At 48.5% G+C, this 25703-nt stretch carries 8 protein-coding genes, 9 tRNA genes and 9 rRNA genes; 23 read left to right on the forward strand and 3 right to left on the reverse strand.

The genetic code is table 11. The features are described from left to right. Positions 1–421: 421 nt before the first annotated feature. The 13 genes from AAA946_RS02090 (at position 422) to AAA946_RS02150 (ending at position 16661) form a co-directional block, all read left to right on the forward strand. Positions 422–1974: ribosomal RNA gene (locus AAA946_RS02090) — 16S ribosomal RNA — on the forward strand. Positions 1975–2287: 313 nt separating this feature from the next. Then, a 23S ribosomal RNA gene (locus AAA946_RS02095) occupies positions 2288–5176 on the forward strand. A gap of 129 nt (positions 5177–5305) precedes the next feature. After that, positions 5306–5421: ribosomal RNA gene (rrf, locus tag AAA946_RS02100) — 5S ribosomal RNA — on the forward strand. Between the two features lie 367 nt (positions 5422–5788). Continuing rightward, a 16S ribosomal RNA gene (locus tag AAA946_RS02105) occupies positions 5789–7341 on the forward strand. Between the two features lie 66 nt (positions 7342–7407). Further along, positions 7408–7484: transfer RNA gene (locus AAA946_RS02110), tRNA-Ile, on the forward strand. 40 nt (positions 7485–7524) lie between these two features. Then, positions 7525–7600, forward strand: a tRNA-Ala gene (locus tag AAA946_RS02115). A gap of 329 nt (positions 7601–7929) precedes the next feature. Next, a 23S ribosomal RNA gene (locus AAA946_RS02120) occupies positions 7930–10816 on the forward strand. Between the two features lie 89 nt (positions 10817–10905). Beyond that, positions 10906–11021: ribosomal RNA gene (gene rrf / locus AAA946_RS02125) — 5S ribosomal RNA — on the forward strand. 370 nt (positions 11022–11391) lie between these two features. Further along, a 16S ribosomal RNA gene (locus AAA946_RS02130) occupies positions 11392–12944 on the forward strand. Positions 12945–13023: 79 nt separating this feature from the next. Continuing rightward, positions 13024–13099 (forward strand) — tRNA-Ala (locus AAA946_RS02135). Positions 13100–13435: 336 nt separating this feature from the next. Further along, positions 13436–16323, forward strand: a 23S ribosomal RNA gene (locus tag AAA946_RS02140). An 89-nt stretch (positions 16324–16412) separates the two neighbouring features. After that, positions 16413–16528, forward strand: a 5S ribosomal RNA gene (rrf, locus tag AAA946_RS02145). The 16S, 23S and 5S rRNA genes sit together here with 4 tRNA genes alongside, the layout of an rRNA operon. 56 nt (positions 16529–16584) lie before the next feature. Further along, positions 16585–16661, forward strand: a tRNA-Asp gene (locus tag AAA946_RS02150). A gap of 162 nt (positions 16662–16823) precedes the next feature. On the opposite strand, the gene AAA946_RS02155 is transcribed toward AAA946_RS02150, so the two are convergent. After that, positions 16824–18161, reverse strand: a complete 1338-nt coding sequence (locus AAA946_RS02155) for an IS4 family transposase (RefSeq protein WP_338163367.1) — start codon at positions 18159–18161, stop codon at positions 16824–16826. A gap of 501 nt (positions 18162–18662) precedes the next feature. On the opposite strand from AAA946_RS02155, the gene AAA946_RS02160 reads away from it, so the two are divergent. The 6 genes from AAA946_RS02160 to AAA946_RS02185 all read left to right on the forward strand — a co-directional run bounded on the left by AAA946_RS02160 (position 18663) and on the right by AAA946_RS02185 (position 21023). Continuing rightward, positions 18663–20285 (forward strand): methyl-accepting chemotaxis protein, encoded by a 1623-nt coding sequence (locus AAA946_RS02160; protein WP_338163433.1) that lies wholly within the window; start codon positions 18663–18665, stop codon positions 20283–20285. A 232-nt stretch (positions 20286–20517) separates the two neighbouring features. Next, positions 20518–20593 (forward strand) — tRNA-Phe (locus AAA946_RS02165). A 56-nt stretch (positions 20594–20649) separates the two neighbouring features. Beyond that, positions 20650–20725 (forward strand) — tRNA-Thr (locus AAA946_RS02170). 19 nt (positions 20726–20744) lie between these two features. Continuing rightward, positions 20745–20820, forward strand: a tRNA-Asn gene (locus AAA946_RS02175). Between the two features lie 32 nt (positions 20821–20852). Beyond that, positions 20853–20928: transfer RNA gene (locus AAA946_RS02180), tRNA-Thr, on the forward strand. A gap of 19 nt (positions 20929–20947) precedes the next feature. Beyond that, positions 20948–21023, forward strand: a tRNA-Asn gene (locus AAA946_RS02185). Positions 21024–21064: 41 nt separating this feature from the next. On the opposite strand, the gene AAA946_RS02190 is transcribed toward AAA946_RS02185, so the two are convergent. Beyond that, positions 21065–22174, reverse strand: a complete 1110-nt coding sequence (locus AAA946_RS02190; protein WP_338163434.1) for a PilT/PilU family type 4a pilus ATPase — start codon at positions 22172–22174, stop codon at positions 21065–21067. 9 nt (positions 22175–22183) lie between these two features. After that, positions 22184–23224, reverse strand: a complete 1041-nt coding sequence (locus tag AAA946_RS02195) for a type IV pilus twitching motility protein PilT (protein WP_338163435.1) — start codon at positions 23222–23224, stop codon at positions 22184–22186. Positions 23225–23249: 25 nt separating this feature from the next. Here AAA946_RS02195 and AAA946_RS02200 point away from each other — a divergent pair, with 25 nt between their 5' ends. From AAA946_RS02200 to yggU, 4 genes are read left to right on the forward strand one after another with little or no spacing between them, the layout of a single operon-like run. After that, the gene (locus tag AAA946_RS02200) at positions 23250–23960 is read left to right on the forward strand and encodes a YggS family pyridoxal phosphate-dependent enzyme (protein ID WP_338163436.1); all 711 of its coding nucleotides are present in this window, start codon (positions 23250–23252) and stop codon (positions 23958–23960) included. Between the two features lie 39 nt (positions 23961–23999). Then, positions 24000–24818, forward strand: coding sequence for a pyrroline-5-carboxylate reductase (gene proC / locus AAA946_RS02205; protein WP_338163437.1), 819 nt, complete (start codon positions 24000–24002; stop codon positions 24816–24818). Positions 24819–24849: 31 nt separating this feature from the next. Next, a complete protein-coding gene (locus tag AAA946_RS02210; RefSeq protein WP_338163438.1) occupies positions 24850–25407 on the forward strand; it encodes a YggT family protein in 558 nt (185 codons plus the stop codon). Beyond that, positions 25407–25694: a DUF167 family protein YggU gene (gene yggU, locus AAA946_RS02215; RefSeq protein WP_338163439.1), complete on the forward strand. Its 288-nt coding sequence runs from the start codon at positions 25407–25409 to the stop codon at positions 25692–25694. Before AAA946_RS02210 ends, yggU begins: the two co-directional genes overlap by 1 nt. The last annotated feature ends 9 nt before the right edge of the window (positions 25695–25703 follow it).

A 25703-nucleotide genomic window follows, 5' to 3' on the forward strand; every position in this document is an offset into this window, starting at 1 on the left:
TGCTAATGTGATCGGTATCTCTATAATGCGCTTCCACTGACACGGCAGAGCCCACAAGGGTTCGAGGCGATAGTCAGTAAGGCATTCAGCTTACAAGATGGTCTTCTAATTAGATTTGAAAAAATCAAAAATAATTAGAAAAAAGTGTTTGACACTGAGAATTATCTCGCTAGAATAGCCGCCTCTTCAAACGGAAAGCGAAGCGCAGAGTTCTGAAGAGAATGTTCTTTAAAAATTAAAACCTATCAATCTGTGTGGGCACTCGTTGATGATAATCAAATTAGATATTTCTCTTAATAAAGAGCGGTATCAAATTAGGTTTCAATGGAACGAAGTGACCATTGAATCGAAAGATTCAGCACAGTCAATTCAAACATTACTTTATGTAATGTTCAGTATTCATTGAGCCGAACAAAATCTTAAATTGAAGAGTTTGATCATGGCTCAGATTGAACGCTGGCGGCAGGCCTAACACATGCAAGTCGAGCGGAAACGAGTTAACTGAACCTTCGGGTGACGTTAACGGCGTCGAGCGGCGGACGGGTGAGTAATGCCTGGGAAATTGCCCTGATGTGGGGGATAACCATTGGAAACGATGGCTAATACCGCATAATGCCTTCGGGCCAAAGAGGGGGACCTTCGGGCCTCTCGCGTCAGGATATGCCCAGGTGGGATTAGCTAGTTGGTGAGGTAATGGCTCACCAAGGCGACGATCCCTAGCTGGTCTGAGAGGATGATCAGCCACACTGGAACTGAGACACGGTCCAGACTCCTACGGGAGGCAGCAGTGGGGAATATTGCACAATGGGCGCAAGCCTGATGCAGCCATGCCGCGTGTGTGAAGAAGGCCTTCGGGTTGTAAAGCACTTTCAGCAGTGAGGAAGGTGGTGTCGTTAATAGCGGCATCATTTGACGTTAGCTGCAGAAGAAGCACCGGCTAACTCCGTGCCAGCAGCCGCGGTAATACGGAGGGTGCGAGCGTTAATCGGAATTACTGGGCGTAAAGCGCATGCAGGTGGTTAGTTAAGTCAGATGTGAAAGCCCGGGGCTCAACCTCGGAACTGCATTTGAAACTGGCTGACTAGAGTACTGTAGAGGGGGGTAGAATTTCAGGTGTAGCGGTGAAATGCGTAGAGATCTGAAGGAATACCGGTGGCGAAGGCGGCCCCCTGGACAGATACTGACACTCAGATGCGAAAGCGTGGGGAGCAAACAGGATTAGATACCCTGGTAGTCCACGCCGTAAACGATGTCTACTTGGAGGTTGTGGCCTTGAGCCGTGGCTTTCGGAGCTAACGCGTTAAGTAGACCGCCTGGGGAGTACGGTCGCAAGATTAAAACTCAAATGAATTGACGGGGGCCCGCACAAGCGGTGGAGCATGTGGTTTAATTCGATGCAACGCGAAGAACCTTACCTACTCTTGACATCCAGAGAACTTAGCAGAGATGCTTTGGTGCCTTCGGGAACTCTGAGACAGGTGCTGCATGGCTGTCGTCAGCTCGTGTTGTGAAATGTTGGGTTAAGTCCCGCAACGAGCGCAACCCTTATCCTTGTTTGCCAGCGAGTAATGTCGGGAACTCCAGGGAGACTGCCGGTGATAAACCGGAGGAAGGTGGGGACGACGTCAAGTCATCATGGCCCTTACGAGTAGGGCTACACACGTGCTACAATGGCGCATACAGAGGGCGGCCAACTTGCGAAAGTGAGCGAATCCCAAAAAGTGCGTCGTAGTCCGGATTGGAGTCTGCAACTCGACTCCATGAAGTCGGAATCGCTAGTAATCGTGGATCAGAATGCCACGGTGAATACGTTCCCGGGCCTTGTACACACCGCCCGTCACACCATGGGAGTGGGCTGCAAAAGAAGTGGGTAGTTTAACCTTCGGGAGGACGCTCACCACTTTGTGGTTCATGACTGGGGTGAAGTCGTAACAAGGTAGCCCTAGGGGAACCTGGGGCTGGATCACCTCCTTATACGAAAGATTATTGCGATGAGTGTTCACACAGATTGATGGTTTTGAGGCATAAGCCTCTAGCTATTATTGCTCTTTAAAAATTTGGAAAGCTGACGAATAACATTTGATTAATGTTATTCAATTAAAAGTTCTCAAATCCTAGATGATTTAATCATTTAGGTACCAACACACATTCAAGTGTTCTTGGGAATCACGAAAGTGATTCATATTTGAGTCCGGTAAAATCGAGTCTGCACATGTATAAAAATGCAGACAACTTTGGTTGTTTAACGACAATCTCGAGGTTTCTTTGAAACTCTTTGGGGTTGTATGGTTAAGTGACTAAGCGTACACGGTGGATGCCTTGGCAGTCAGAGGCGATGAAAGGCGTAATAACTTGCGATAAGCCCAGATTAGGTAGTAATAACCTGTGAGTCTGGGATTCCTGAATGGGGAAACCCACCTGCATAAGCAGGTATCGCTGAGTGAATACATAGCTCAGCGAGGCGAACCGGGGGAACTGAAACATCTAAGTACCCCGAGGAAGAGAAATCAACCGAGATTCCGAAAGTAGCGGCGAGCGAAATTGGATTAGCCCTTAAGCTTTTAATGAGACAGGTGAAGGCTCTGGAAAGTGCCGCGATACAGGGTGATAGCCCCGTAACCGACATCTCATCATCAGTGAAATCGAGTAGGGCGGGACACGTGATATCCTGTCTGAATATGGGGGGACCATCCTCCAAGGCTAAATACTACTGACTGACCGATAGTGAACCAGTACCGTGAGGGAAAGGCGAAAAGAACCCCTGTGAGGGGAGTGAAATAGAACCTGAAACCGTGTACGTACAAGCAGTAGGAGCACCTTCGTGGTGTGACTGCGTACCTTTTGTATAATGGGTCAGCGACTTATATTCAGTGGCAAGGTTAACCGTTTAGGGGAGCCGTAGGGAAACCGAGTCTTAACTGGGCGTTCAGTCTCTGGATATAGACCCGAAACCAGGTGATCTAGCCATGGGCAGGTTGAAGGTTGAGTAACATCAACTGGAGGACCGAACCGACTAATGTTGAAAAATTAGCGGATGACTTGTGGCTAGGGGTGAAAGGCCAATCAAACCTGGAGATAGCTGGTTCTCCCCGAAATCTATTTAGGTAGAGCCTCGGACGAATACTACTGGGGGTAGAGCACTGTTAAGGCTAGGGGGTCATCCCGACTTACCAACCCTTTGCAAACTCCGAATACCAGTAAGTACTATCCGGGAGACACACGGCGGGTGCTAACGTCCGTCGTGGAGAGGGAAACAACCCAGACCGCCAGCTAAGGTCCCAAAGTATAGCTAAGTGGGAAACGATGTGGGAAGGCTTAGACAGCTAGGATGTTGGCTTAGAAGCAGCCATCATTTAAAGAAAGCGTAATAGCTCACTAGTCGAGTCGGCCTGCGCGGAAGATGTAACGGGGCTAAGCTATACACCGAAGCTGCGGCAATACAGTTTACTGTATTGGGTAGGGGAGCGTTCTGTAAGCCGTTGAAGGTGAACTGTAAGGTTTGCTGGAGGTATCAGAAGTGCGAATGCTGACATGAGTAACGATAAAGGGGGTGAAAAACCTCCTCGCCGGAAGACCAAGGGTTCCTGTCCAACGTTAATCGGGGCAGGGTGAGTCGACCCCTAAGGCGAGGCCGAAAGGCGTAGTCGATGGGAAACGGGTTAATATTCCCGTACTTCTTACAATTGCGATGGGGGGACGGAGAAGGCTAGGTGGGCCTGGCGACGGTTGTCCAGGTTCAAGTGCGTAGGCTTAAGAGTTAGGTAAATCCGGCTCTTTTTAAGGCTGAGACACGATGTCGAGCTACTACGGTAGTGAAGTCATTGATGCCATGCTTCCAGGAAAAGCCTCTAAGCTTCAGATTGTAAGGAATCGTACCCCAAACCGACACAGGTGGTCGGGTAGAGAATACCAAGGCGCTTGAGAGAACTCGGGTGAAGGAACTAGGCAAAATGGTACCGTAACTTCGGGAGAAGGTACGCTCCTCGCGGTGAAGTCCCTTGCGGATGGAGCTATGGGGAGTCGCAGATACCAGGTGGCTGCAACTGTTTATTAAAAACACAGCACTGTGCAAAATCGTAAGATGACGTATACGGTGTGACGCCTGCCCGGTGCCGGAAGGTTAATTGATGGGGTTAGACTTAGGTCGAAGCTCTTGATCGAAGCCCCGGTAAACGGCGGCCGTAACTATAACGGTCCTAAGGTAGCGAAATTCCTTGTCGGGTAAGTTCCGACCTGCACGAATGGCGTAATGATGGCCACGCTGTCTCCACCCGAGACTCAGTGAAATTGAAATCGCTGTGAAGATGCAGTGTACCCGCGGCTAGACGGAAAGACCCCGTGAACCTTTACTACAGCTTGGCACTGAACATTGACCCTACATGTGTAGGATAGGTGGGAGGCTTTGAAACTAGTACGCCAGTATTAGTGGAGCCGTCCTTGAAATACCACCCTTGTAGTGTTGATGTTCTAACTTGGTCCCCTAATCGGGGATGAGGACAGTGCCTGGTGGGTAGTTTGACTGGGGCGGTCTCCTCCCAAAGAGTAACGGAGGAGCACGAAGGTGGGCTAATCACGGTTGGACATCGTGAGGTTAGTGCAATGGCATAAGCCCGCTTGACTGCGAGAATGACAATTCGAGCAGGTGCGAAAGCAGGTCATAGTGATCCGGTGGTTCTGAATGGAAGGGCCATCGCTCAACGGATAAAAGGTACTCCGGGGATAACAGGCTGATACCGCCCAAGAGTTCATATCGACGGCGGTGTTTGGCACCTCGATGTCGGCTCATCACATCCTGGGGCTGAAGTCGGTCCCAAGGGTATGGCTGTTCGCCATTTAAAGTGGTACGCGAGCTGGGTTTAGAACGTCGTGAGACAGTTCGGTCCCTATCTGCCGTGGGCGTTGGAAGATTGAAGGGGGCTGCTCCTAGTACGAGAGGACCGGAGTGGACGAACCTCTGGTGTTCGGGTTGTGTCGCCAGACGCATTGCCCGGTAGCTAAGTTCGGAATCGATAACCGCTGAAAGCATCTAAGCGGGAAGCGAGCCCTGAGATGAGTCTTCCCTGGCGCTTTAAGCGTCCTAAAGGGTTGTTCGAGACTAGAACGTTGATAGGCAGGGTGTGTAAGCGTTGTGAGGCGTTGAGCTAACCTGTACTAATTGCCCGTGAGGCTTAACCATACAACACCCAAAGGGTTTTGATGGACTCAAAGTAAGAACATTGAATGTGAGTTCAGAACTTTAAAATCAGTTTTCCAGATATTTTGGCTTTTAGCTTTTTTGAAAAGCTGAAAACCAAAGCAGAATTTGCTTGGCGACCATAGCGTTGTGGACCCACCTGATCCCATGCCGAACTCAGAAGTGAAACGCAATAGCGCCGATGGTAGTGTGGGGCTTCCCCATGTGAGAGTAGGACATCGCCAGGCTTTAATTTCGCACTTGCTTAGTATCTAAGCAAGTCACCATAAATCTTTAAGTTTTCTTAGAGTTTTATGTTGACTTTCAAAGTGGGAAGCGTATCATACGCACCTCGCTGAGGCACTTAAGGTGCTGAAAGCAAAGCTCTTTAACAATATAAACCTATCAATCTGTGTGGGCACTCGTTGATGATAATCAAATTAGATACTTCGGTATCAAATTAGGTTTTCAATGAACTGAGTGACCAATCAAGTCGAAAGACTTGGCACAGTCAATTCATTATCGTTCTGTTGGAACGATAATAGCTTTAAAATTACATAAGTAGTTTTGAAGTCAGTATTCATTGAGCCCGTTCTTCGGAACATCAAAAATCTTAAATTGAAGAGTTTGATCATGGCTCAGATTGAACGCTGGCGGCAGGCCTAACACATGCAAGTCGAGCGGAAACGAGTTAACTGAACCTTCGGGGGACGTTAACGGCGTCGAGCGGCGGACGGGTGAGTAATGCCTGGGAAATTGCCCTGATGTGGGGGATAACCATTGGAAACGATGGCTAATACCGCATAATAGCTTCGGCTCAAAGAGGGGGACCTTCGGGCCTCTCGCGTCAGGATATGCCCAGGTGGGATTAGCTAGTTGGTGAGGTAATGGCTCACCAAGGCGACGATCCCTAGCTGGTCTGAGAGGATGATCAGCCACACTGGAACTGAGACACGGTCCAGACTCCTACGGGAGGCAGCAGTGGGGAATATTGCACAATGGGCGCAAGCCTGATGCAGCCATGCCGCGTGTGTGAAGAAGGCCTTCGGGTTGTAAAGCACTTTCAGCAGTGAGGAAGGTGGTGTCGTTAATAGCGGCATCATTTGACGTTAGCTGCAGAAGAAGCACCGGCTAACTCCGTGCCAGCAGCCGCGGTAATACGGAGGGTGCGAGCGTTAATCGGAATTACTGGGCGTAAAGCGCATGCAGGTGGTTAGTTAAGTCAGATGTGAAAGCCCGGGGCTCAACCTCGGAACTGCATTTGAAACTGGCTGACTAGAGTACTGTAGAGGGGGGTAGAATTTCAGGTGTAGCGGTGAAATGCGTAGAGATCTGAAGGAATACCGGTGGCGAAGGCGGCCCCCTGGACAGATACTGACACTCAGATGCGAAAGCGTGGGGAGCAAACAGGATTAGATACCCTGGTAGTCCACGCCGTAAACGATGTCTACTTGGAGGTTGTGGCCTTGAGCCGTGGCTTTCGGAGCTAACGCGTTAAGTAGACCGCCTGGGGAGTACGGTCGCAAGATTAAAACTCAAATGAATTGACGGGGGCCCGCACAAGCGGTGGAGCATGTGGTTTAATTCGATGCAACGCGAAGAACCTTACCTACTCTTGACATCCAGAGAACTTAGCAGAGATGCTTTGGTGCCTTCGGGAACTCTGAGACAGGTGCTGCATGGCTGTCGTCAGCTCGTGTTGTGAAATGTTGGGTTAAGTCCCGCAACGAGCGCAACCCTTATCCTTGTTTGCCAGCGAGTAATGTCGGGAACTCCAGGGAGACTGCCGGTGATAAACCGGAGGAAGGTGGGGACGACGTCAAGTCATCATGGCCCTTACGAGTAGGGCTACACACGTGCTACAATGGCGCATACAGAGGGCGGCCAACTTGCGAAAGTGAGCGAATCCCAAAAAGTGCGTCGTAGTCCGGATTGGAGTCTGCAACTCGACTCCATGAAGTCGGAATCGCTAGTAATCGTGGATCAGAATGCCACGGTGAATACGTTCCCGGGCCTTGTACACACCGCCCGTCACACCATGGGAGTGGGCTGCAAAAGAAGTGGGTAGTTTAACCTTCGGGAGGACGCTCACCACTTTGTGGTTCATGACTGGGGTGAAGTCGTAACAAGGTAGCCCTAGGGGAACCTGGGGCTGGATCACCTCCTTATACGAAAGATTATTGCGATGAGTGTTCACACAGATTGATACGGTTTATGAATTAAAGACGATGCTTGGGTCTGTAGCTCAGGTGGTTAGAGCGTTCGCCTGATAAGCGAGAGGTCGGTGGTTCAAGTCCACTCAGACCCACCAATCTTCCTCCCAGATGATTGGTGATAAGCATCACACTGATGGGGCTATAGCTCAGCTGGGAGAGCGCCTGCCTTGCACGCAGGAGGTCTGCGGTTCGATCCCGCATAGCTCCACCATCTTTAAGTGTTTTCTCTTTGAGAATATTTAAAAATGGTTTCTTTCTTTAAATAGAAAGCAAATCTCGTTCTTTAACAATTTGGAAAGCTGACGAATAACATTTGATTAATGTTATTCAATTAAAAGTTCTCAAATCCTAGATGATTTAATCATTTAGGTACCAACACACATTCAAGTGTTCTTGGGAATCACGAAAGTGATTCATATTTGAGTCCGGCAAAATCGAGTCTGCATCATGTATAAAAATTGCAGACAACTTTGGTTGTTTGACCGTTTGCCTTCACTTTTCAAAAGTGAAGACAAATAGAAAGACCCTTTGGGGTTGTATGGTTAAGTGACTAAGCGTACACGGTGGATGCCTTGGCAGTCAGAGGCGATGAAAGGCGTAATAACTTGCGATAAGCTCAGATTAGGTAGTAATAACCTTTGAGTCTGAGATTCCTGAATGGGGAAACCCACCTACATAAGTAGGTATCGCTGAGTGAATACATAGCTCAGCGAGGCGAACCGGGGGAACTGAAACATCTAAGTACCCCGAGGAAGAGAAATCAACCGAGATTCCGAAAGTAGCGGCGAGCGAAATTGGATTAGCCCTTAAGCTTTTAATGAGACAGGTGAAGGCTCTGGAAAGTGCCGCGATACAGGGTGATAGCCCCGTAACCGACATCTCATCATCAGTGAAATCGAGTAGGGCGGGACACGTGATATCCTGTCTGAATATGGGGGGACCATCCTCCAAGGCTAAATACTACTGACTGACCGATAGTGAACCAGTACCGTGAGGGAAAGGCGAAAAGAACCCCTGTGAGGGGAGTGAAATAGAACCTGAAACCGTGTACGTACAAGCAGTAGGAGCACCTTCGTGGTGTGACTGCGTACCTTTTGTATAATGGGTCAGCGACTTATATTCAGTGGCAAGGTTAACCGTTTAGGGGAGCCGTAGGGAAACCGAGTCTTAACTGGGCGTTCAGTCTCTGGATATAGACCCGAAACCAGGTGATCTAGCCATGGGCAGGTTGAAGGTTGAGTAACATCAACTGGAGGACCGAACCGACTAATGTTGAAAAATTAGCGGATGACTTGTGGCTAGGGGTGAAAGGCCAATCAAACCTGGAGATAGCTGGTTCTCCCCGAAATCTATTTAGGTAGAGCCTCGGACGAATACTACTGGGGGTAGAGCACTGTTAAGGCTAGGGGGTCATCCCGACTTACCAACCCTTTGCAAACTCCGAATACCAGTAAGTACTATCCGGGAGACACACGGCGGGTGCTAACGTCCGTCGTGGAGAGGGAAACAACCCAGACCGCCAGCTAAGGTCCCAAAGTATAGCTAAGTGGGAAACGATGTGGGAAGGCTTAGACAGCTAGGATGTTGGCTTAGAAGCAGCCATCATTTAAAGAAAGCGTAATAGCTCACTAGTCGAGTCGGCCTGCGCGGAAGATGTAACGGGGCTAAGCTATACACCGAAGCTGCGGCAATGCATTTATGTATTGGGTAGGGGAGCGTTCTGTAAGCCGTTGAAGGTGGATTGTAAGGTCTGCTGGAGGTATCAGAAGTGCGAATGCTGACATGAGTAACGATAAAGGGGGTGAAAAACCTCCTCGCCGGAAGACCAAGGGTTCCTGTCCAACGTTAATCGGGGCAGGGTGAGTCGACCCCTAAGGCGAGGCCGAAAGGCGTAGTCGATGGGAAACGGGTTAATATTCCCGTACTTCTTACAATTGCGATGGGGGGACGGAGAAGGCTAGGTGGGCCTGGCGACGGTTGTCCAGGTTCAAGTGCGTAGGCTTAAGAGTTAGGTAAATCCGGCTCTTTTTAAGGCTGAGACACGATGTCGAGCTACTACGGTAGTGAAGTCATTGATGCCATGCTTCCAGGAAAAGCCTCTAAGCTTCAGATTGTAAGGAATCGTACCCCAAACCGACACAGGTGGTCGGGTAGAGAATACCAAGGCGCTTGAGAGAACTCGGGTGAAGGAACTAGGCAAAATGGTACCGTAACTTCGGGAGAAGGTACGCTCCTCGCGGTGAAGTCCCTTGCGGATGGAGCTATGGGGAGTCGCAGATACCAGGTGGCTGCAACTGTTTATTAAAAACACAGCACTGTGCAAAATCGTAAGATGACGTATACGGTGTGACGCCTGCCCGGTGCCGGAAGGTTAATTGATGGGGTTAGACTTAGGTCGAAGCTCTTGATCGAAGCCCCGGTAAACGGCGGCCGTAACTATAACGGTCCTAAGGTAGCGAAATTCCTTGTCGGGTAAGTTCCGACCTGCACGAATGGCGTAATGATGGCCACGCTGTCTCCACCCGAGACTCAGTGAAATTGAAATCGCTGTGAAGATGCAGTGTACCCGCGGCTAGACGGAAAGACCCCGTGAACCTTTACTACAGCTTGGCACTGAACATTGACCCTACATGTGTAGGATAGGTGGGAGGCTTTGAAACTAGTACGCCAGTATTAGTGGAGCCGTCCTTGAAATACCACCCTTGTAGTGTTGATGTTCTAACTTGGTCCCCTAATCGGGGATGAGGACAGTGCCTGGTGGGTAGTTTGACTGGGGCGGTCTCCTCCCAAAGAGTAACGGAGGAGCACGAAGGTGGGCTAATCACGGTTGGACATCGTGAGGTTAGTGCAATGGCATAAGCCCGCTTGACTGCGAGAATGACAATTCGAGCAGGTGCGAAAGCAGGTCATAGTGATCCGGTGGTTCTGAATGGAAGGGCCATCGCTCAACGGATAAAAGGTACTCCGGGGATAACAGGCTGATACCGCCCAAGAGTTCATATCGACGGCGGTGTTTGGCACCTCGATGTCGGCTCATCACATCCTGGGGCTGAAGTCGGTCCCAAGGGTATGGCTGTTCGCCATTTAAAGTGGTACGCGAGCTGGGTTTAGAACGTCGTGAGACAGTTCGGTCCCTATCTGCCGTGGGCGTTGGAAGATTGAAGGGGGCTGCTCCTAGTACGAGAGGACCGGAGTGGACGAACCTCTGGTGTTCGGGTTGTGTCGCCAGACGCATTGCCCGGTAGCTAAGTTCGGAATCGATAACCGCTGAAAGCATCTAAGCGGGAAGCGAGCCCTGAGATGAGTCTTCCCTGGCGCTTTAAGCGTCCTAAAGGGTTGTTCGAGACTAGAACGTTGATAGGCAGGGTGTGTAAGCGTTGTGAGGCGTTGAGCTAACCTGTACTAATTGCCCGTGAGGCTTAACCATACAACACCCAAAGGGTTTTGATGGACTCAAAGCAAGAACTTTGAATGTGTATTTAGACTTTTAAATCAGTTTTCCGAATTAAGAATTTGCTTGGCGACCATAGCGTTGTGGACCCACCTGACTCCATGCCGAACTCAGAAGTGAAACGCAATAGCGCCGATGGTAGTGTGGGGCTTCCCCATGTGAGAGTAGGACATCGCCAGGCTCCTATTTATTTTCACTTTTTTGAAAAGTGAAGACAAAAAGTTCGCACTTGCTTAGTCTCTAAGCAAGTCACCATAAATCTTTAAGTTTTCTTAGAGTTTTATGTTGACTTTCAAAGTGGGAAGCGTATTATACGCACCTCGCTGAGGCACTTAAGGTGCTGAAAGCTCTCTCTTTTTAGAGAATTGCTCTTTAACAATATAAACCTATCAATCTGTGTGGGCACTCGTTGATGATAATCCAATTAGAAGCTTCGGCTTCAAATTAGGTTTCAATGAAACGAAGTGACCATTGAATCGAAAGATTCAGCACAGTCAATTCAAACATTACTTTATGTAATGTTCAGTATTCATTGAGCCGAACAAAATCTTAAATTGAAGAGTTTGATCATGGCTCAGATTGAACGCTGGCGGCAGGCCTAACACATGCAAGTCGAGCGGAAACGAGTTAACTGAACCTTCGGGTGACGTTAACGGCGTCGAGCGGCGGACGGGTGAGTAATGCCTGGGAAATTGCCCTGATGTGGGGGATAACCATTGGAAACGATGGCTAATACCGCATAATGCCTTCGGGCCAAAGAGGGGGACCTTCGGGCCTCTCGCGTCAGGATATGCCCAGGTGGGATTAGCTAGTTGGTGAGGTAATGGCTCACCAAGGCGACGATCCCTAGCTGGTCTGAGAGGATGATCAGCCACACTGGAACTGAGACACGGTCCAGACTCCTACGGGAGGCAGCAGTGGGGAATATTGCACAATGGGCGCAAGCCTGATGCAGCCATGCCGCGTGTGTGAAGAAGGCCTTCGGGTTGTAAAGCACTTTCAGCAGTGAGGAAGGTGGTGTCGTTAATAGCGGCATCATTTGACGTTAGCTGCAGAAGAAGCACCGGCTAACTCCGTGCCAGCAGCCGCGGTAATACGGAGGGTGCGAGCGTTAATCGGAATTACTGGGCGTAAAGCGCATGCAGGTGGTTAGTTAAGTCAGATGTGAAAGCCCGGGGCTCAACCTCGGAACTGCATTTGAAACTGGCTGACTAGAGTACTGTAGAGGGGGGTAGAATTTCAGGTGTAGCGGTGAAATGCGTAGAGATCTGAAGGAATACCGGTGGCGAAGGCGGCCCCCTGGACAGATACTGACACTCAGATGCGAAAGCGTGGGGAGCAAACAGGATTAGATACCCTGGTAGTCCACGCCGTAAACGATGTCTACTTGGAGGTTGTGGCCTTGAGCCGTGGCTTTCGGAGCTAACGCGTTAAGTAGACCGCCTGGGGAGTACGGTCGCAAGATTAAAACTCAAATGAATTGACGGGGGCCCGCACAAGCGGTGGAGCATGTGGTTTAATTCGATGCAACGCGAAGAACCTTACCTACTCTTGACATCCAGAGAACTTAGCAGAGATGCTTTGGTGCCTTCGGGAACTCTGAGACAGGTGCTGCATGGCTGTCGTCAGCTCGTGTTGTGAAATGTTGGGTTAAGTCCCGCAACGAGCGCAACCCTTATCCTTGTTTGCCAGCGAGTAATGTCGGGAACTCCAGGGAGACTGCCGGTGATAAACCGGAGGAAGGTGGGGACGACGTCAAGTCATCATGGCCCTTACGAGTAGGGCTACACACGTGCTACAATGGCGCATACAGAGGGCGGCCAACTTGCGAAAGTGAGCGAATCCCAAAAAGTGCGTCGTAGTCCGGATTGGAGTCTGCAACTCGACTCCATGAAGTCGGAATCGCTAGTAATCGTGGATCAGAATGCCACGGTGAATACGTTCCCGGGCCTTGTACACACCGCCCGTCACACCATGGGAGTGGGCTGCAAAAGAAGTGGGTAGTTTAACCTTCGGGAGGACGCTCACCACTTTGTGGTTCATGACTGGGGTGAAGTCGTAACAAGGTAGCCCTAGGGGAACCTGGGGCTGGATCACCTCCTTATACGAATAGATTATTGCGATGAGTGTTCACACAGATTGATTAGGTTTGTAAGTTAAGAGTAAGGAAACCTTTTCCAGATGGGGCTATAGCTCAGCTGGGAGAGCGCTTCGCTGGCAGCGAAGAGGTCTGCGGTTCGATCCCGCATAGCTCCACCATCTTTAAGTGTTTTCACTCGAGAATATTTAGAAATGGTTACTTCATTTGAAGTGATTAGCTCTTTAAAAATTTGGAAAGCTGACGAATAACATTTGATTAATGTTATTCAATTAAAAGTTCTCAAATCCTATATCTAAAGATGTAGGTACCAACACACATTCAAGTGTTCTTGGGAATCACGAAAGTGATTCATATTTGAGTCCGGCAAAATCGAGTCTGCATCATGTATAAAAATTGCAGACAACTTTGGTTGTTTACCAGTTTGTCTTCACTTTTCAAAAGTGAAAGCAAATGCACAATCTCAAGATTTCATCTGAAACTCTTTGGGGTTGTATGGTTAAGTGACTAAGCGTACACGGTGGATGCCTTGGCAGTCAGAGGCGATGAAAGGCGTAATAACTTGCGATAAGCTCAGATTAGGTAGTAATAACCTTTGAGTCTGAGATTCCTGAATGGGGAAACCCACCTACATAAGTAGGTATCGCTGAGTGAATACATAGCTCAGCGAGGCGAACCGGGGGAACTGAAACATCTAAGTACCCCGAGGAAGAGAAATCAACCGAGATTCCGAAAGTAGCGGCGAGCGAAATTGGATTAGCCCTTAAGCTTTTAATGAGACAGGTGAAGGCTCTGGAAAGTGCCGCGATACAGGGTGATAGCCCCGTAACCGACATCTCATCATCAGTGAAATCGAGTAGGGCGGGACACGTGATATCCTGTCTGAATATGGGGGGACCATCCTCCAAGGCTAAATACTACTGACTGACCGATAGTGAACCAGTACCGTGAGGGAAAGGCGAAAAGAACCCCTGTGAGGGGAGTGAAATAGAACCTGAAACCGTGTACGTACAAGCAGTAGGAGCACCTTCGTGGTGTGACTGCGTACCTTTTGTATAATGGGTCAGCGACTTATATTCAGTGGCAAGGTTAACCGTTTAGGGGAGCCGTAGGGAAACCGAGTCTTAACTGGGCGTTCAGTCTCTGGATATAGACCCGAAACCAGGTGATCTAGCCATGGGCAGGTTGAAGGTTGAGTAACATCAACTGGAGGACCGAACCGACTAATGTTGAAAAATTAGCGGATGACTTGTGGCTAGGGGTGAAAGGCCAATCAAACCTGGAGATAGCTGGTTCTCCCCGAAATCTATTTAGGTAGAGCCTCGGACGAATACTACTGGGGGTAGAGCACTGTTAAGGCTAGGGGGTCATCCCGACTTACCAACCCTTTGCAAACTCCGAATACCAGTAAGTACTATCCGGGAGACACACGGCGGGTGCTAACGTCCGTCGTGGAGAGGGAAACAACCCAGACCGCCAGCTAAGGTCCCAAAGTATAGCTAAGTGGGAAACGATGTGGGAAGGCTTAGACAGCTAGGATGTTGGCTTAGAAGCAGCCATCATTTAAAGAAAGCGTAATAGCTCACTAGTCGAGTCGGCCTGCGCGGAAGATGTAACGGGGCTAAGCTATACACCGAAGCTGCGGCAATATACTTTGTATATTGGGTAGGGGAGCGTTCTGTAAGCCGTTGAAGGTGGACTGTAAGGTCTGCTGGAGGTATCAGAAGTGCGAATGCTGACATGAGTAACGATAAAGGGGGTGAAAAACCTCCTCGCCGGAAGACCAAGGGTTCCTGTCCAACGTTAATCGGGGCAGGGTGAGTCGACCCCTAAGGCGAGGCCGAAAGGCGTAGTCGATGGGAAACGGGTTAATATTCCCGTACTTCTTACAATTGCGATGGGGGGACGGAGAAGGCTAGGTGGGCCTGGCGACGGTTGTCCAGGTTCAAGTGCGTAGGCTTAAGAGTTAGGTAAATCCGGCTCTTTTTAAGGCTGAGACACGATGTCGAGCTACTACGGTAGTGAAGTCATTGATGCCATGCTTCCAGGAAAAGCCTCTAAGCTTCAGATTGTAAGGAATCGTACCCCAAACCGACACAGGTGGTCGGGTAGAGAATACCAAGGCGCTTGAGAGAACTCGGGTGAAGGAACTAGGCAAAATGGTACCGTAACTTCGGGAGAAGGTACGCTCCTCGCGGTGAAGTCCCTTGCGGATGGAGCTATGGGGAGTCGCAGATACCAGGTGGCTGCAACTGTTTATTAAAAACACAGCACTGTGCAAAATCGTAAGATGACGTATACGGTGTGACGCCTGCCCGGTGCCGGAAGGTTAATTGATGGGGTTAGACTTAGGTCGAAGCTCTTGATCGAAGCCCCGGTAAACGGCGGCCGTAACTATAACGGTCCTAAGGTAGCGAAATTCCTTGTCGGGTAAGTTCCGACCTGCACGAATGGCGTAATGATGGCCACGCTGTCTCCACCCGAGACTCAGTGAAATTGAAATCGCTGTGAAGATGCAGTGTACCCGCGGCTAGACGGAAAGACCCCGTGAACCTTTACTACAGCTTGGCACTGAACATTGACCCTACATGTGTAGGATAGGTGGGAGGCTTTGAAACTAGTACGCCAGTATTAGTGGAGCCGTCCTTGAAATACCACCCTTGTAGTGTTGATGTTCTAACTTGGTCCCCTAATCGGGGATGAGGACAGTGCCTGGTGGGTAGTTTGACTGGGGCGGTCTCCTCCCAAAGAGTAACGGAGGAGCACGAAGGTGGGCTAATCACGGTTGGACATCGTGAGGTTAGTGCAATGGCATAAGCCCGCTTGACTGCGAGAATGACAATTCGAGCAGGTGCGAAAGCAGGTCATAGTGATCCGGTGGTTCTGAATGGAAGGGCCATCGCTCAACGGATAAAAGGTACTCCGGGGATAACAGGCTGATACCGCCCAAGAGTTCATATCGACGGCGGTGTTTGGCACCTCGATGTCGGCTCATCACATCCTGGGGCTGAAGTCGGTCCCAAGGGTATGGCTGTTCGCCATTTAAAGTGGTACGCGAGCTGGGTTTAGAACGTCGTGAGACAGTTCGGTCCCTATCTGCCGTGGGCGTTGGAAGATTGAAGGGGGCTGCTCCTAGTACGAGAGGACCGGAGTGGACGAACCTCTGGTGTTCGGGTTGTGTCGCCAGACGCATTGCCCGGTAGCTAAGTTCGGAATCGATAACCGCTGAAAGCATCTAAGCGGGAAGCGAGCCCTGAGATGAGTCTTCCCTGGCGCTTTAAGCGTCCTAAAGGGTTGTTCGAGACTAGAACGTTGATAGGCAGGGTGTGTAAGCGTTGTGAGGCGTTGAGCTAACCTGTACTAATTGCCCGTGAGGCTTAACCATACAACACCCAAAGGGTTTTGATGGACTCAAAGCAAGAACTTTGAATGTGTATTTAGACTTTTAAATCAGTTTTCCGAATTAAGAATTTGCTTGGCGACCATAGCGTTGTGGACCCACCTGATTCCATGCCGAACTCAGAAGTGAAACGCAATAGCGCCGATGGTAGTGTGGGGCTTCCCCATGTGAGAGTAGGACATCGCCAGGCTTTGAACATAATCTGTTTAAAGCACGATTGAGATAAGACTTTAAATAGACCACTGCGGAGTGGTAGTTCAGTTGGTTAGAATACCGGCCTGTCACGCCGGGGGTCGCGGGTTCGAGTCCCGTCCACTCCGCCACTTATTAGAGAACCCGATGCGAAAGCGTCGGGTTTTTTATTATCTAAAATTTGGTAGCTCCCTTTTCAAGGGAGTCGAGTCCCGGTTGGATGCAACCCAAGGCTAGGCGCCCCCGCCATTCCGCCACTTATTATGAAGCCTCGTCGAAAGACGCAACGTAGTTCATTTAAGAGGAGCAGCGTTGCGATTAACAGGGTATCGGGTTTTTGATATTTTTACCGCCCTAGGCCGGTTTGGCTTAGGGCGTTTGTCTATAAAGAGGATGGATAGGTCGCCTCGAAGGCTCTTTAAGCGTTTCGGCGTGTTACCTAAGGATACCGCTTTACTCATCACTTTGAGCTGGCTGGCTATAAATTGGCAAGCATACTTAAAACTTATTTCATTAGGTAAGCGCCCGTGTTCAACTGCGGCTTGACTAGCTTCTCGTCTCACCAAGTTATAACCAAGTAGCAGTCCCCATAGCTCTTGATAGACGAGATCGACTGTTTTGCTTCTCAACACTAAAGCGTTATGTTGCATCGAACTCTTGATATCACGATAACCTAATTCTATCTCCCACCTTTCATGATAAAGCTCTGCCACGGATTGAGCGTCATACTTGTCTCTAGGAAGAGAGGTAAACACCGTCTTGGATTTACCTTGGACCTCGTAAGTGACCGCCCTGACTGTCCATTTCTCAGGAAGATTAGGGTTCTTCTTACGAGCCTGTGGAGAGGTCTTCATCTCTACTAGCATGTCACTGCTTTCTTTATCGTCCAGTAGGGTATATTTGACTCCTTTCTTTGCAGGGAGAAGCCAATGTCTATTTATTCCACTGTTGTGAAGAGAAAGTAGTAAATCTGCTCCATAAAACCCTTTATCCAGTAATGTCACAGAGTTGTCTGGTAAAGCGTTGATGAAGGGCATCGCTAGAGGGATTTCACCTCGGCGATACGGGCTTATCGCTGCATCAACGATGACATGAGAGCGAACATTCATCATTGTCACAACCCTCAATACTGGATGAGGTGTTTGCCTGTTGCTAGACGTATTACCAGAGCCAAAATGTTCTCTTAATTCGGGTGTGTCAGCTGTTCTAAAAAGAGCACCATCTACAGCAAAAACCTGTAGGCCTTGCCAAGTATCATCAGGGTATCGCTCAAGCCCCCATGTTTTTCCGCATTGCTTAAACAGCCATTCTGGTGCTGCTTTACCTAAGCGCTGTCTTGCTTGGGTTAAAGCGCTCTTTGCCAACAGTTCTTCATCAGCAAGGCCATCAGCACAGACGTTCATTCTCCGTGCGACTTCGGCAATGGGTTCATTACGGAAAAAAGCCATACCAACAATTAACCACAAAACCATATCACTCGGTAGTCGGCGTCGACGGATTGTCGCTTTATCAGACAGAGAGGCTGCTTTAGCGACCCACTCATCAGGAATATGTTCAGAGAATGTGGTGAGCTGAGCTACATCGACAGGGTTTTCTTCGAGGAAGTCGGCAAAGAAGTTTTGAATAGACATAAAAAAATCGGAAACCTATAAACAGGTTTCCGATTGTCTCTCATCAGAAGGATCGGTCAACCGATCCTTATCTGATCTACATTGCGTCGAAAGACGAGGCTTTTTGCTATCTGCAATATACTAAGTCTTTGGCTAGGTGTTCCCGTCCAAGGAGTAGGGCTTCTTAAGTTCATCAGAACTCTTCGTGTTGCTTTCGGATGAGTCTTGACTGAAGATCTGCCTGTCCAACTCACCATGTACATTCAGTTCTGTATTAGGCCTTCCTGTCGAAAAACTGGAGCTATGTTACTTAGCAAGAGACATCCAATAACTAATCTTGACCTAGTCAATAAACTCTAGTCCTCGACCATTTACCACGATTCTTTAAGTCTAAAACTTAATTTATTTCGCAAATTTAATCGCTATCATAATTTTCAATATCCCCTCTTTTAATGATAACGGTGTCATGTATTCTTCATTAAAATGCCATATTTCGTACGTTATCAGTATCTGAGCAAAAAAATGAAGTTAAAAAATCAGACATATTTATTATCGCTAATTATTCTTGTTGCCGTTGTTGCTGTCTCTATGTCAGGCCTTTGGTCGCTTCGCGTCGCGAGCGATAGTGACAACAAATCTCGAGTAACGGAGATCTTTACTAGTACCTACTCAACGATTGTTGAGTTGGAAAAGCTATCTATCGAAGGGGTACTATCTGAGTCCGAAGCTAAAGCCATTGCAACCCGTATACTTAGGAACAATGTCTATAAAGACAATGAGTATGTGTATGTCGCAGATGAAGAGATGATCTTTGTTGCTGCACCGTTAGATCCTCAATTGCACGGCACGAGTTTCCATGACTTTAAAGATAGTAATGGTCGTAGTGTGGGCGATATCATTCTCAGCAAGCTAGGTAACACCACGGGGTCCCTGATTGAATATCATTGGTCACAAGCCCTCCCAGATGGTTCCGTCGAAGACAAACTTTCTATCGCTGAACGTACTCCACACTGGAATTGGGTTGTTGGTACCGGTATTGGCTTTAATGAAGTCAATGAGCGTTTTTGGTCAACGGCAAAATGGCAGCTCACCTTCTGCCTTGCCATTATAGTTGTCATTGTGGGCTTGCTGTTAACCTCTCTCAATAGAATGACGTCTATTCTTGGTGGAGAGCCTTCTGACGTGCTTAAGGCGGTTAAGGACGTAGCAGACGGTAAATTAAAGACAAGCTTTGAACACAAAGCGATTGATGGAAGTATTTACCACTCAGTCCAAGCAATGAACCTATCACTTGCATCATTGCTGTCTAGCATTGAAAAGGTGACTGCATCTATTACTTCTCAACTGTCAGATGCGGACTCTCGCTCTTCCGTGATTGCCACTCTGACGTCTACTCAGCAACAAAGTACTGAGATGATTGCAACGGCAATGACTGAAATGGCCTCTTCCGCCTCTCACGTCGCTCAATCGGCAACGGACGCTGCGCAAAGTACTGATGAAGCTGACAAGCAGAGCCAGCAAGTTAGCGGGCTTATTTTGGCAACCGTTTCGAATATTGAAGGGCTTGCGACTCAACTAGAAGGGGCAAGTGCGGCAGTATCCGATCTAGATAGTGATGTTAACAACATTGCTCGTGTCCTGGACGTAATCGGTGACATTGCTGAGCAAACCAATCTGCTTGCGTTGAATGCTGCAATTGAAGCTGCTCGAGCGGGAGAGCAGGGCAGAGGTTTTGCTGTTGTGGCCGATGAGGTTCGTAATCTAGCAGGTCGAACTCAACAGAGCACGAAAGAGATCCAAGAAATGATTGGCAACTTGCAGTCGGGGTCGCAGAATGCCATTCAAAGTATCTTATTGTGCGCAGAGACGAGCCAAGCAACAGTATCTGAGTCTCAAACTGCTTCGCAGGCATTGCAAGAGGTGGTACTCAGCCTTGAAGCTATCACGGAAAAAAGCCAACAGATCGCGACAGCGGCTGCCGAGCAAACGGAAGTCAGTGATGATATCTCTCAACGTATTAACATGATCGAGCATAGCGGCAGCGAATTGAGAGGTGTTGTAGACGAAACTAAGCGCGCTACGCAAACTCTAAATCAGCTTTCTGAAGACCTAACTTCTAAAGTGGCCCGCTTTGAAGTGGCTTAATGCAAAATTATAGTTGGCTGTAGGCGTTAAAATTGATACTTTTTTGGTGCTTGGGAACTATCTCAAGCCCAGCAATAACGTGGTCTGCAATTGGCTGACCCACTGCTAGGGCTTGTTTTTGAGCACCAAACGAATAAAAATAGAACGCTAAGTATATAAAACCAACAAACGATATTTTTTTTGCAATTTAGTGTTGACCTAAAGGCCGAAAAACCGTTTAATACACCTCGTCGCCCGGATAGCTCAGTCGGTAGAGCAGAGGATTGAAAATCCTCGTGTCGGTGGTTCGATTCCGCCTCCGGGCACCACAATTTAGATTGTTGGTGCTAAGACAATTAGTACGAGCAATAACAAATAAAGTGTCGCCGACTTAGCTCAGTAGGTAGAGCAACTGACTTGTAATCAGTAGGTCACCAGTTCGATTCCGGTAGTCGGCACCATTTATTTACGTAAAGTAATTCCCCCTTAGTTCAGTTGGTAGAACGGCGGACTGTTAATCCGTATGTCGCAGGTTCGAGTCCCGCAGGGGGAGCCACTTTCAAAAGTAAGCGAACGCTTGCTTTAAGTGCCGACTTAGCTCAGTAGGTAGAGCAACTGACTTGTAATCAGTAGGTCACCAGTTCGATTCCGGTAGTCGGCACCACTTTATTGCGAAAAGCAATTCCCCCTTAGTTCAGTTGGTAGAACGGCGGACTGTTAATCCGTATGTCGCAGGTTCGAGTCCCGCAGGGGGAGCCACTTTAAAGAAGGCCGTATCGAAAGATACGGCCTTTTTGCGTTTAACTCATGTCTATTTTAATGCCAGTCAAACCACCTTGCTGTTTAGCGTCATTACTTTGAAGCTTGAGCATCAGTCTTAGATCATTCGGTGAATCGGCACTGTGCAATGCATCGCTTTGATTGATTTTGTCCGCTAGGACTAGGTCATAGAGGGCTTGGTCAAAGGTCTGCATCCCTACCTCTTTGCTTTTACTCATTGCCGCTTTTATCTCATGAAGACTGCCTTTACGTATTAACTCGGCAATTCTTGGGCTATTCAGCAACACTTCAAATACACCGTGTCGACCACGGCCGTTTTTGTCCCTTATTAATTGTTGGGCGATGATGCCTCTTAGGTTGGTGGAGAGATCGAAGAGAAATTGCTCTTTACGTTCCTTTGGTACTAAGTGGAGTATTCTTTCTAGCGCTTGGTTTGCATTGTTAGCGTGTAAGGTTGCCATGCAAAGGTGCCCAGTTTCTGCAAAGGCCATAGCATACTCCATTGTTGAGCGAGTACGGATTTCACCAATAAGGATCATATCGGGTGCTTGCCTTAGGGAGTTTTTTAACGCCACGTCGTAGCTTTCCGTATCTAGGCCTACTTCTCTTTGCGTTACAATGCACTTCTGGTGCTCATGAACAAATTCAATAGGGTCTTCAACCGTAAGGATATGTCCACAGCGGTTGTGGTTACGGTAGCCAGTCATTGCTGCCATGGTGGTTGATTTACCAGATCCGGTTGCACCAACAATGAGTACCAGCCCCCGTTTTGCAATCGCTAAGTCTTGCAGTACGTCGGGGAGTGACAGCTCTTCAAAGCTAGGAATGTTCGTTTCAATACGCCGAATGACAGCGCCAGGTAGCTCTCGCTGGAAAAAGGCACTGACACGAAAACGGCCAATGGGTTTTACAATGGCAAAGTTGGCTTCTTTACTCGAATGGTATTCACGTTGCAGCTCGATATCCATCACTGCTTGCAGTAATTCATGAATGGCCTGCTCAGTAAGTACTTCCCCTCTAGACTTTAAGTCACCATCGACACGATAGAGTACAGGTGCTCCGACAGTTAAATAGAGATCTGAGGCTTTAAGCTCCAGCATATGATTAAGAACATCATCAATGATTGGCATGCTAATTCCTCACTGAAATAAGGTGTCATTTTGAACGACTTTCTTGCTGACTTCTTCGATATCGATTAAGCCTTGCGAAAGAAGTTGCCTGGCATGTTGCTCCATAGTTTGCATCCCATTTGCCGCTCCGGTTTGGATAACCGAAAACATTTGAGCCACCTTATCTTCTCTAATTAAGTTGCGAATAGCAGGGGTGCCGACCATGATCTCATGACAAGCAATACGCCCACCGCCTAAGCGTTTAAGCAGCGTTTGTGCAATGACGGCGCGTAGTGATTCTGAGAGCATGGAACGAACCATGTCTTTATCTTGCCCAGAAAATACATCAACAATCCTGTCGACTGATTTAGCAGCCGAGTTGGTGTGCATGGTCGCAAAAACCAAGTGACCGGTTTCAGCCGCCGTTAACGCAAGGCTAATTGTCTCTTGGTCACGAAGCTCTCCGACTAGGATGATATCGGGATCTTCCCTAAGTGCGGACCTGAGTGCAGATTTAAAGCTATGGGTATCTCTGTGGACTTCGCGCTGATTAACGAGGCACTTCTTATTGCTGTGAATAAATTCGATGGGATCTTCGATGGTTAAGATGTGTTTGTTTTGATGCTCATTAATATGATTGACCATAGCGGCAAGCGTGGTGGATTTTCCTGAGCCAGTGGGACCCGTGACTAACACGAGTCCATTTTCTAGGTTGGCAAGATCTGCAAATTTGCTCGGAGCCCCAATGCTCTCAAGGGTTGGAATATCCGTTGGGATGGTTCGAAATACGGCTGAACAGCCGCGAGACTGATTAAACGCGTTGGCACGAAAGCGGCCAATGTTAGGCAACTCAAAGGAAAAGTCGATTTCTAAGTGCTCTTGGTATTCGTTGCGCTGCTTGTCATTCATGATGTCAAAGATGAGCTTGTGTACATCTGAATGTTCCAATGCGGGGATGCCCAGTTTCCTTACTTCACCATCAATGCGTACCATAGGTGAAACCCCAGCAGAAAGGTGTAGATCTGACGCATTATGTTTTACACTGAAGTCTAGTAACTCGGTGATATCCATTCATTTTCCTTTTGACTTTAAATCTATGACTAGCATTCAGAACAATATACAACTTATTAACTCGCAAATTGCGGCAACAGAGCAAAAGTGCGGGAGAGTGCAAGGTGAGGTGCAACTGCTCGCGGTGAGTAAAACCAAGCCTGTGGAAGCGATTCTAGAAGCCTGTAACGCAGGGCATCGTATGTTTGGTGAAAACTACGTGCAAGAAGGTGTTACCAAGGTAACGCTGTTCAAAGAGCAGCACCCTGAGCTGGATATTGAGTGGCACTTTATTGGCCCAATTCAGTCCAACAAAACGCGACCAGTAGCAGAGCATTTTGATTGGGTGCATACCATCAATAGAGATAAGATTGCTCAGCGTCTCAATGACCAAAGACCGGCGGACATGCCGCCGCTTCAGGTGCTAATTCAAATTAATACTAGTGGCGAAGCGAGTAAGTCTGGAGTTGATGATACGCAAGTGTTTGAGCTTGCCCAGTTGATATCCGAGCTTCCTAACCTCACGTTAAGAGGAGTGATGTCCATTCCCGAGAACGTCAGTGACTATCAATCTCAACTGGTGGCATTCAAAGCCCTTGCCGAGGTAAAAAATTCGCTCGCTAAGCAATACCCGCAAGTCGATACGCTATCGATGGGGATGAGCGGAGATATGGAGGCTGCGATTGAAGCGGGCAGCACCATAGTACGTATCGGTACCGCAATCTTCGGCGCAAGGGATTACAGTAACAAAGCTTAGATAGTGTCACTGTTAAGCTTTCATTTTAGGATAAGTTTCATGGAACAAAGAAAAGTCGCCTTTATTGGAGCGGGCAATATGACGCGCTCGATTGTTGCTGGTTTAGTGGCAAGTGGATACGAACCAAACTGTATCACTGCAACGAACCGAAGCGAGGCGAAACTGACGGCATTGCAACAAGACTATGGCGTTCAGGTTACGACAGACAATGTTGAAGCAGCGAAGCAAGCTGACGTTATTGTTATGGCGGTTAAGCCTCAGTTGATGGAAGAGGTAGCCAAACCGCTTCAGTCTGTCGACTTTAGCAATAAACTCGTGATTTCAATTGCGGCAGGAATCAATGTCGCTCGAATGCAGCAAATGTTCGCGTGTGAGTTGAATTTGATCCGCGTGATGCCAAACACGCCTTCACTGGTCGGTAAAGGCATGAGTGGCCTATTTGCCTCTCCTGTTACCCCAGATGCGGATAAACAGTTTGCAGGGCAGTTGATGCAAGCGGTAGGAAAGGTGTGCTGGGTCGAACAAGAGTCGGGCATCAACGATGTGATTGCAGCAGCAGGTAGCGCTCCCGCCTATTTCTTCTTGTTTATGGAAGCAATTCAACAACAAGCAATCGCCAGTGGCTTTGACAGCGACAGCGCTCGTTTGTTAGTGCAGCAAACGGCGCTAGGCGCAGCCACTATGGTGACTGAGAACCCAGATATTGATTTGGCGACACTGCGCCAGCAAGTGACTTCAAAAGGTGGAACCACAGCAGAAGCTGTACGCACCTTTGAAGAAAGTGATATTCGTGGCATTGTAGCCAAAGCGATGCAGGCGGCAGTGGCGCGTGCAGAAGAAATGGAAAAACTGTTCTAACCCCACTAATGATTATTCGTAAGGGCTTTATATGAATTCAATGAGTTTTTTGGTTTCGACCTTGTTTGATCTTTACATCATGGTCGTTATTTTGCGTATCTGGCTTCAAGCTGCGCGAGCGGACTTCTACAACCCGTTCTCCCAGTTTATCGTCAAAGCGACTCAACCTGTTGTTGCACCGCTGCGCCGTATTATTCCATCGATTGGTAGTATCGATATGGCGACCTTGTTATTTGCCTATGTGCTAAGCGTCGGTAAATTCGTTGCGTTAGTGATGGTGTCTTCTGGTGGTGGTATCAGTTTAGACGCTGGTTTCTTTATTTGGGGCGCGTTGTCGTTACTTAAGGCCGCTGGTGGGCTACTGTTTTGGGTACTGCTTATCCGAGCTATTCTTAGCTGGGTCAGCCAAGGTCGCAGCCCGATTGAATACGTGTTCCATCAACTCACAGAGCCAATGCTAGCACCAATTCGCCGCATCATTCCTGCTATGGGCGGTTTTGATCTTAGCGTGTTAGTTTTGTTTATCGTGTTGCAATTTGCCAACATGTTGATAGGCGATATTATCGGCCCAATTTGGTTCCGATTGTAATGTCAGCTGTTACTCAGGTGGGCGATGACCTAGTTCTGCGTATTTACGTACAACCTAAGGCAAGTCGCGATAAATTGGTGGGAGAGCACGGTGACGAATTTAAAGTTGCAATAACCGCGCCTCCCGTTGATGGCAAAGCCAATGCTCACCTTAGTAAATACTTGGCCAAACAGTTTAAAGTTGCGAAAAGCCAAGTGCTGATAGAGAAAGGTGAGCTCGGTCGTCATAAACAGCTTAGGATCGTGTCACCGATACAAATACCTAAGGAATTCCAAGCCCTCTTATGAGGGCTTTTT

It is taken from the genome of Vibrio sp. 10N (assembly GCF_036245475.1).
In the GTDB taxonomy this organism is placed as follows: Bacteria; Pseudomonadota; Gammaproteobacteria; order Enterobacterales; family Vibrionaceae; genus Vibrio.

Excerpts from the sequence above, each read along its gene's own strand:
- AAA946_RS02155 (WP_338163367.1), bottom strand. The coding sequence starts at position 18,161 with ATGTCTATTCAAAACTTCTTTGCCGACTTCCTCGAAGAAAACCCTGTC.
- AAA946_RS02160 (WP_338163433.1), top strand. The coding sequence starts at position 18,663 with ATGAAGTTAAAAAATCAGACATATTTATTATCGCTAATTATTCTTGTT.
- AAA946_RS02190 (WP_338163434.1), bottom strand. The coding sequence starts at position 22,174 with ATGCCAATCATTGATGATGTTCTTAATCATATGCTGGAGCTTAAAGCC.
- AAA946_RS02195 (WP_338163435.1), bottom strand. The coding sequence starts at position 23,224 with ATGGATATCACCGAGTTACTAGACTTCAGTGTAAAACATAATGCGTCA.
- AAA946_RS02200 (WP_338163436.1), top strand. The coding sequence starts at position 23,250 with ATGACTAGCATTCAGAACAATATACAACTTATTAACTCGCAAATTGCG.
- proC (WP_338163437.1), top strand. The coding sequence starts at position 24,000 with ATGGAACAAAGAAAAGTCGCCTTTATTGGAGCGGGCAATATGACGCGC.
- AAA946_RS02210 (WP_338163438.1), top strand. The coding sequence starts at position 24,850 with ATGAATTCAATGAGTTTTTTGGTTTCGACCTTGTTTGATCTTTACATC.
- yggU (WP_338163439.1), top strand. The coding sequence starts at position 25,407 with ATGTCAGCTGTTACTCAGGTGGGCGATGACCTAGTTCTGCGTATTTAC.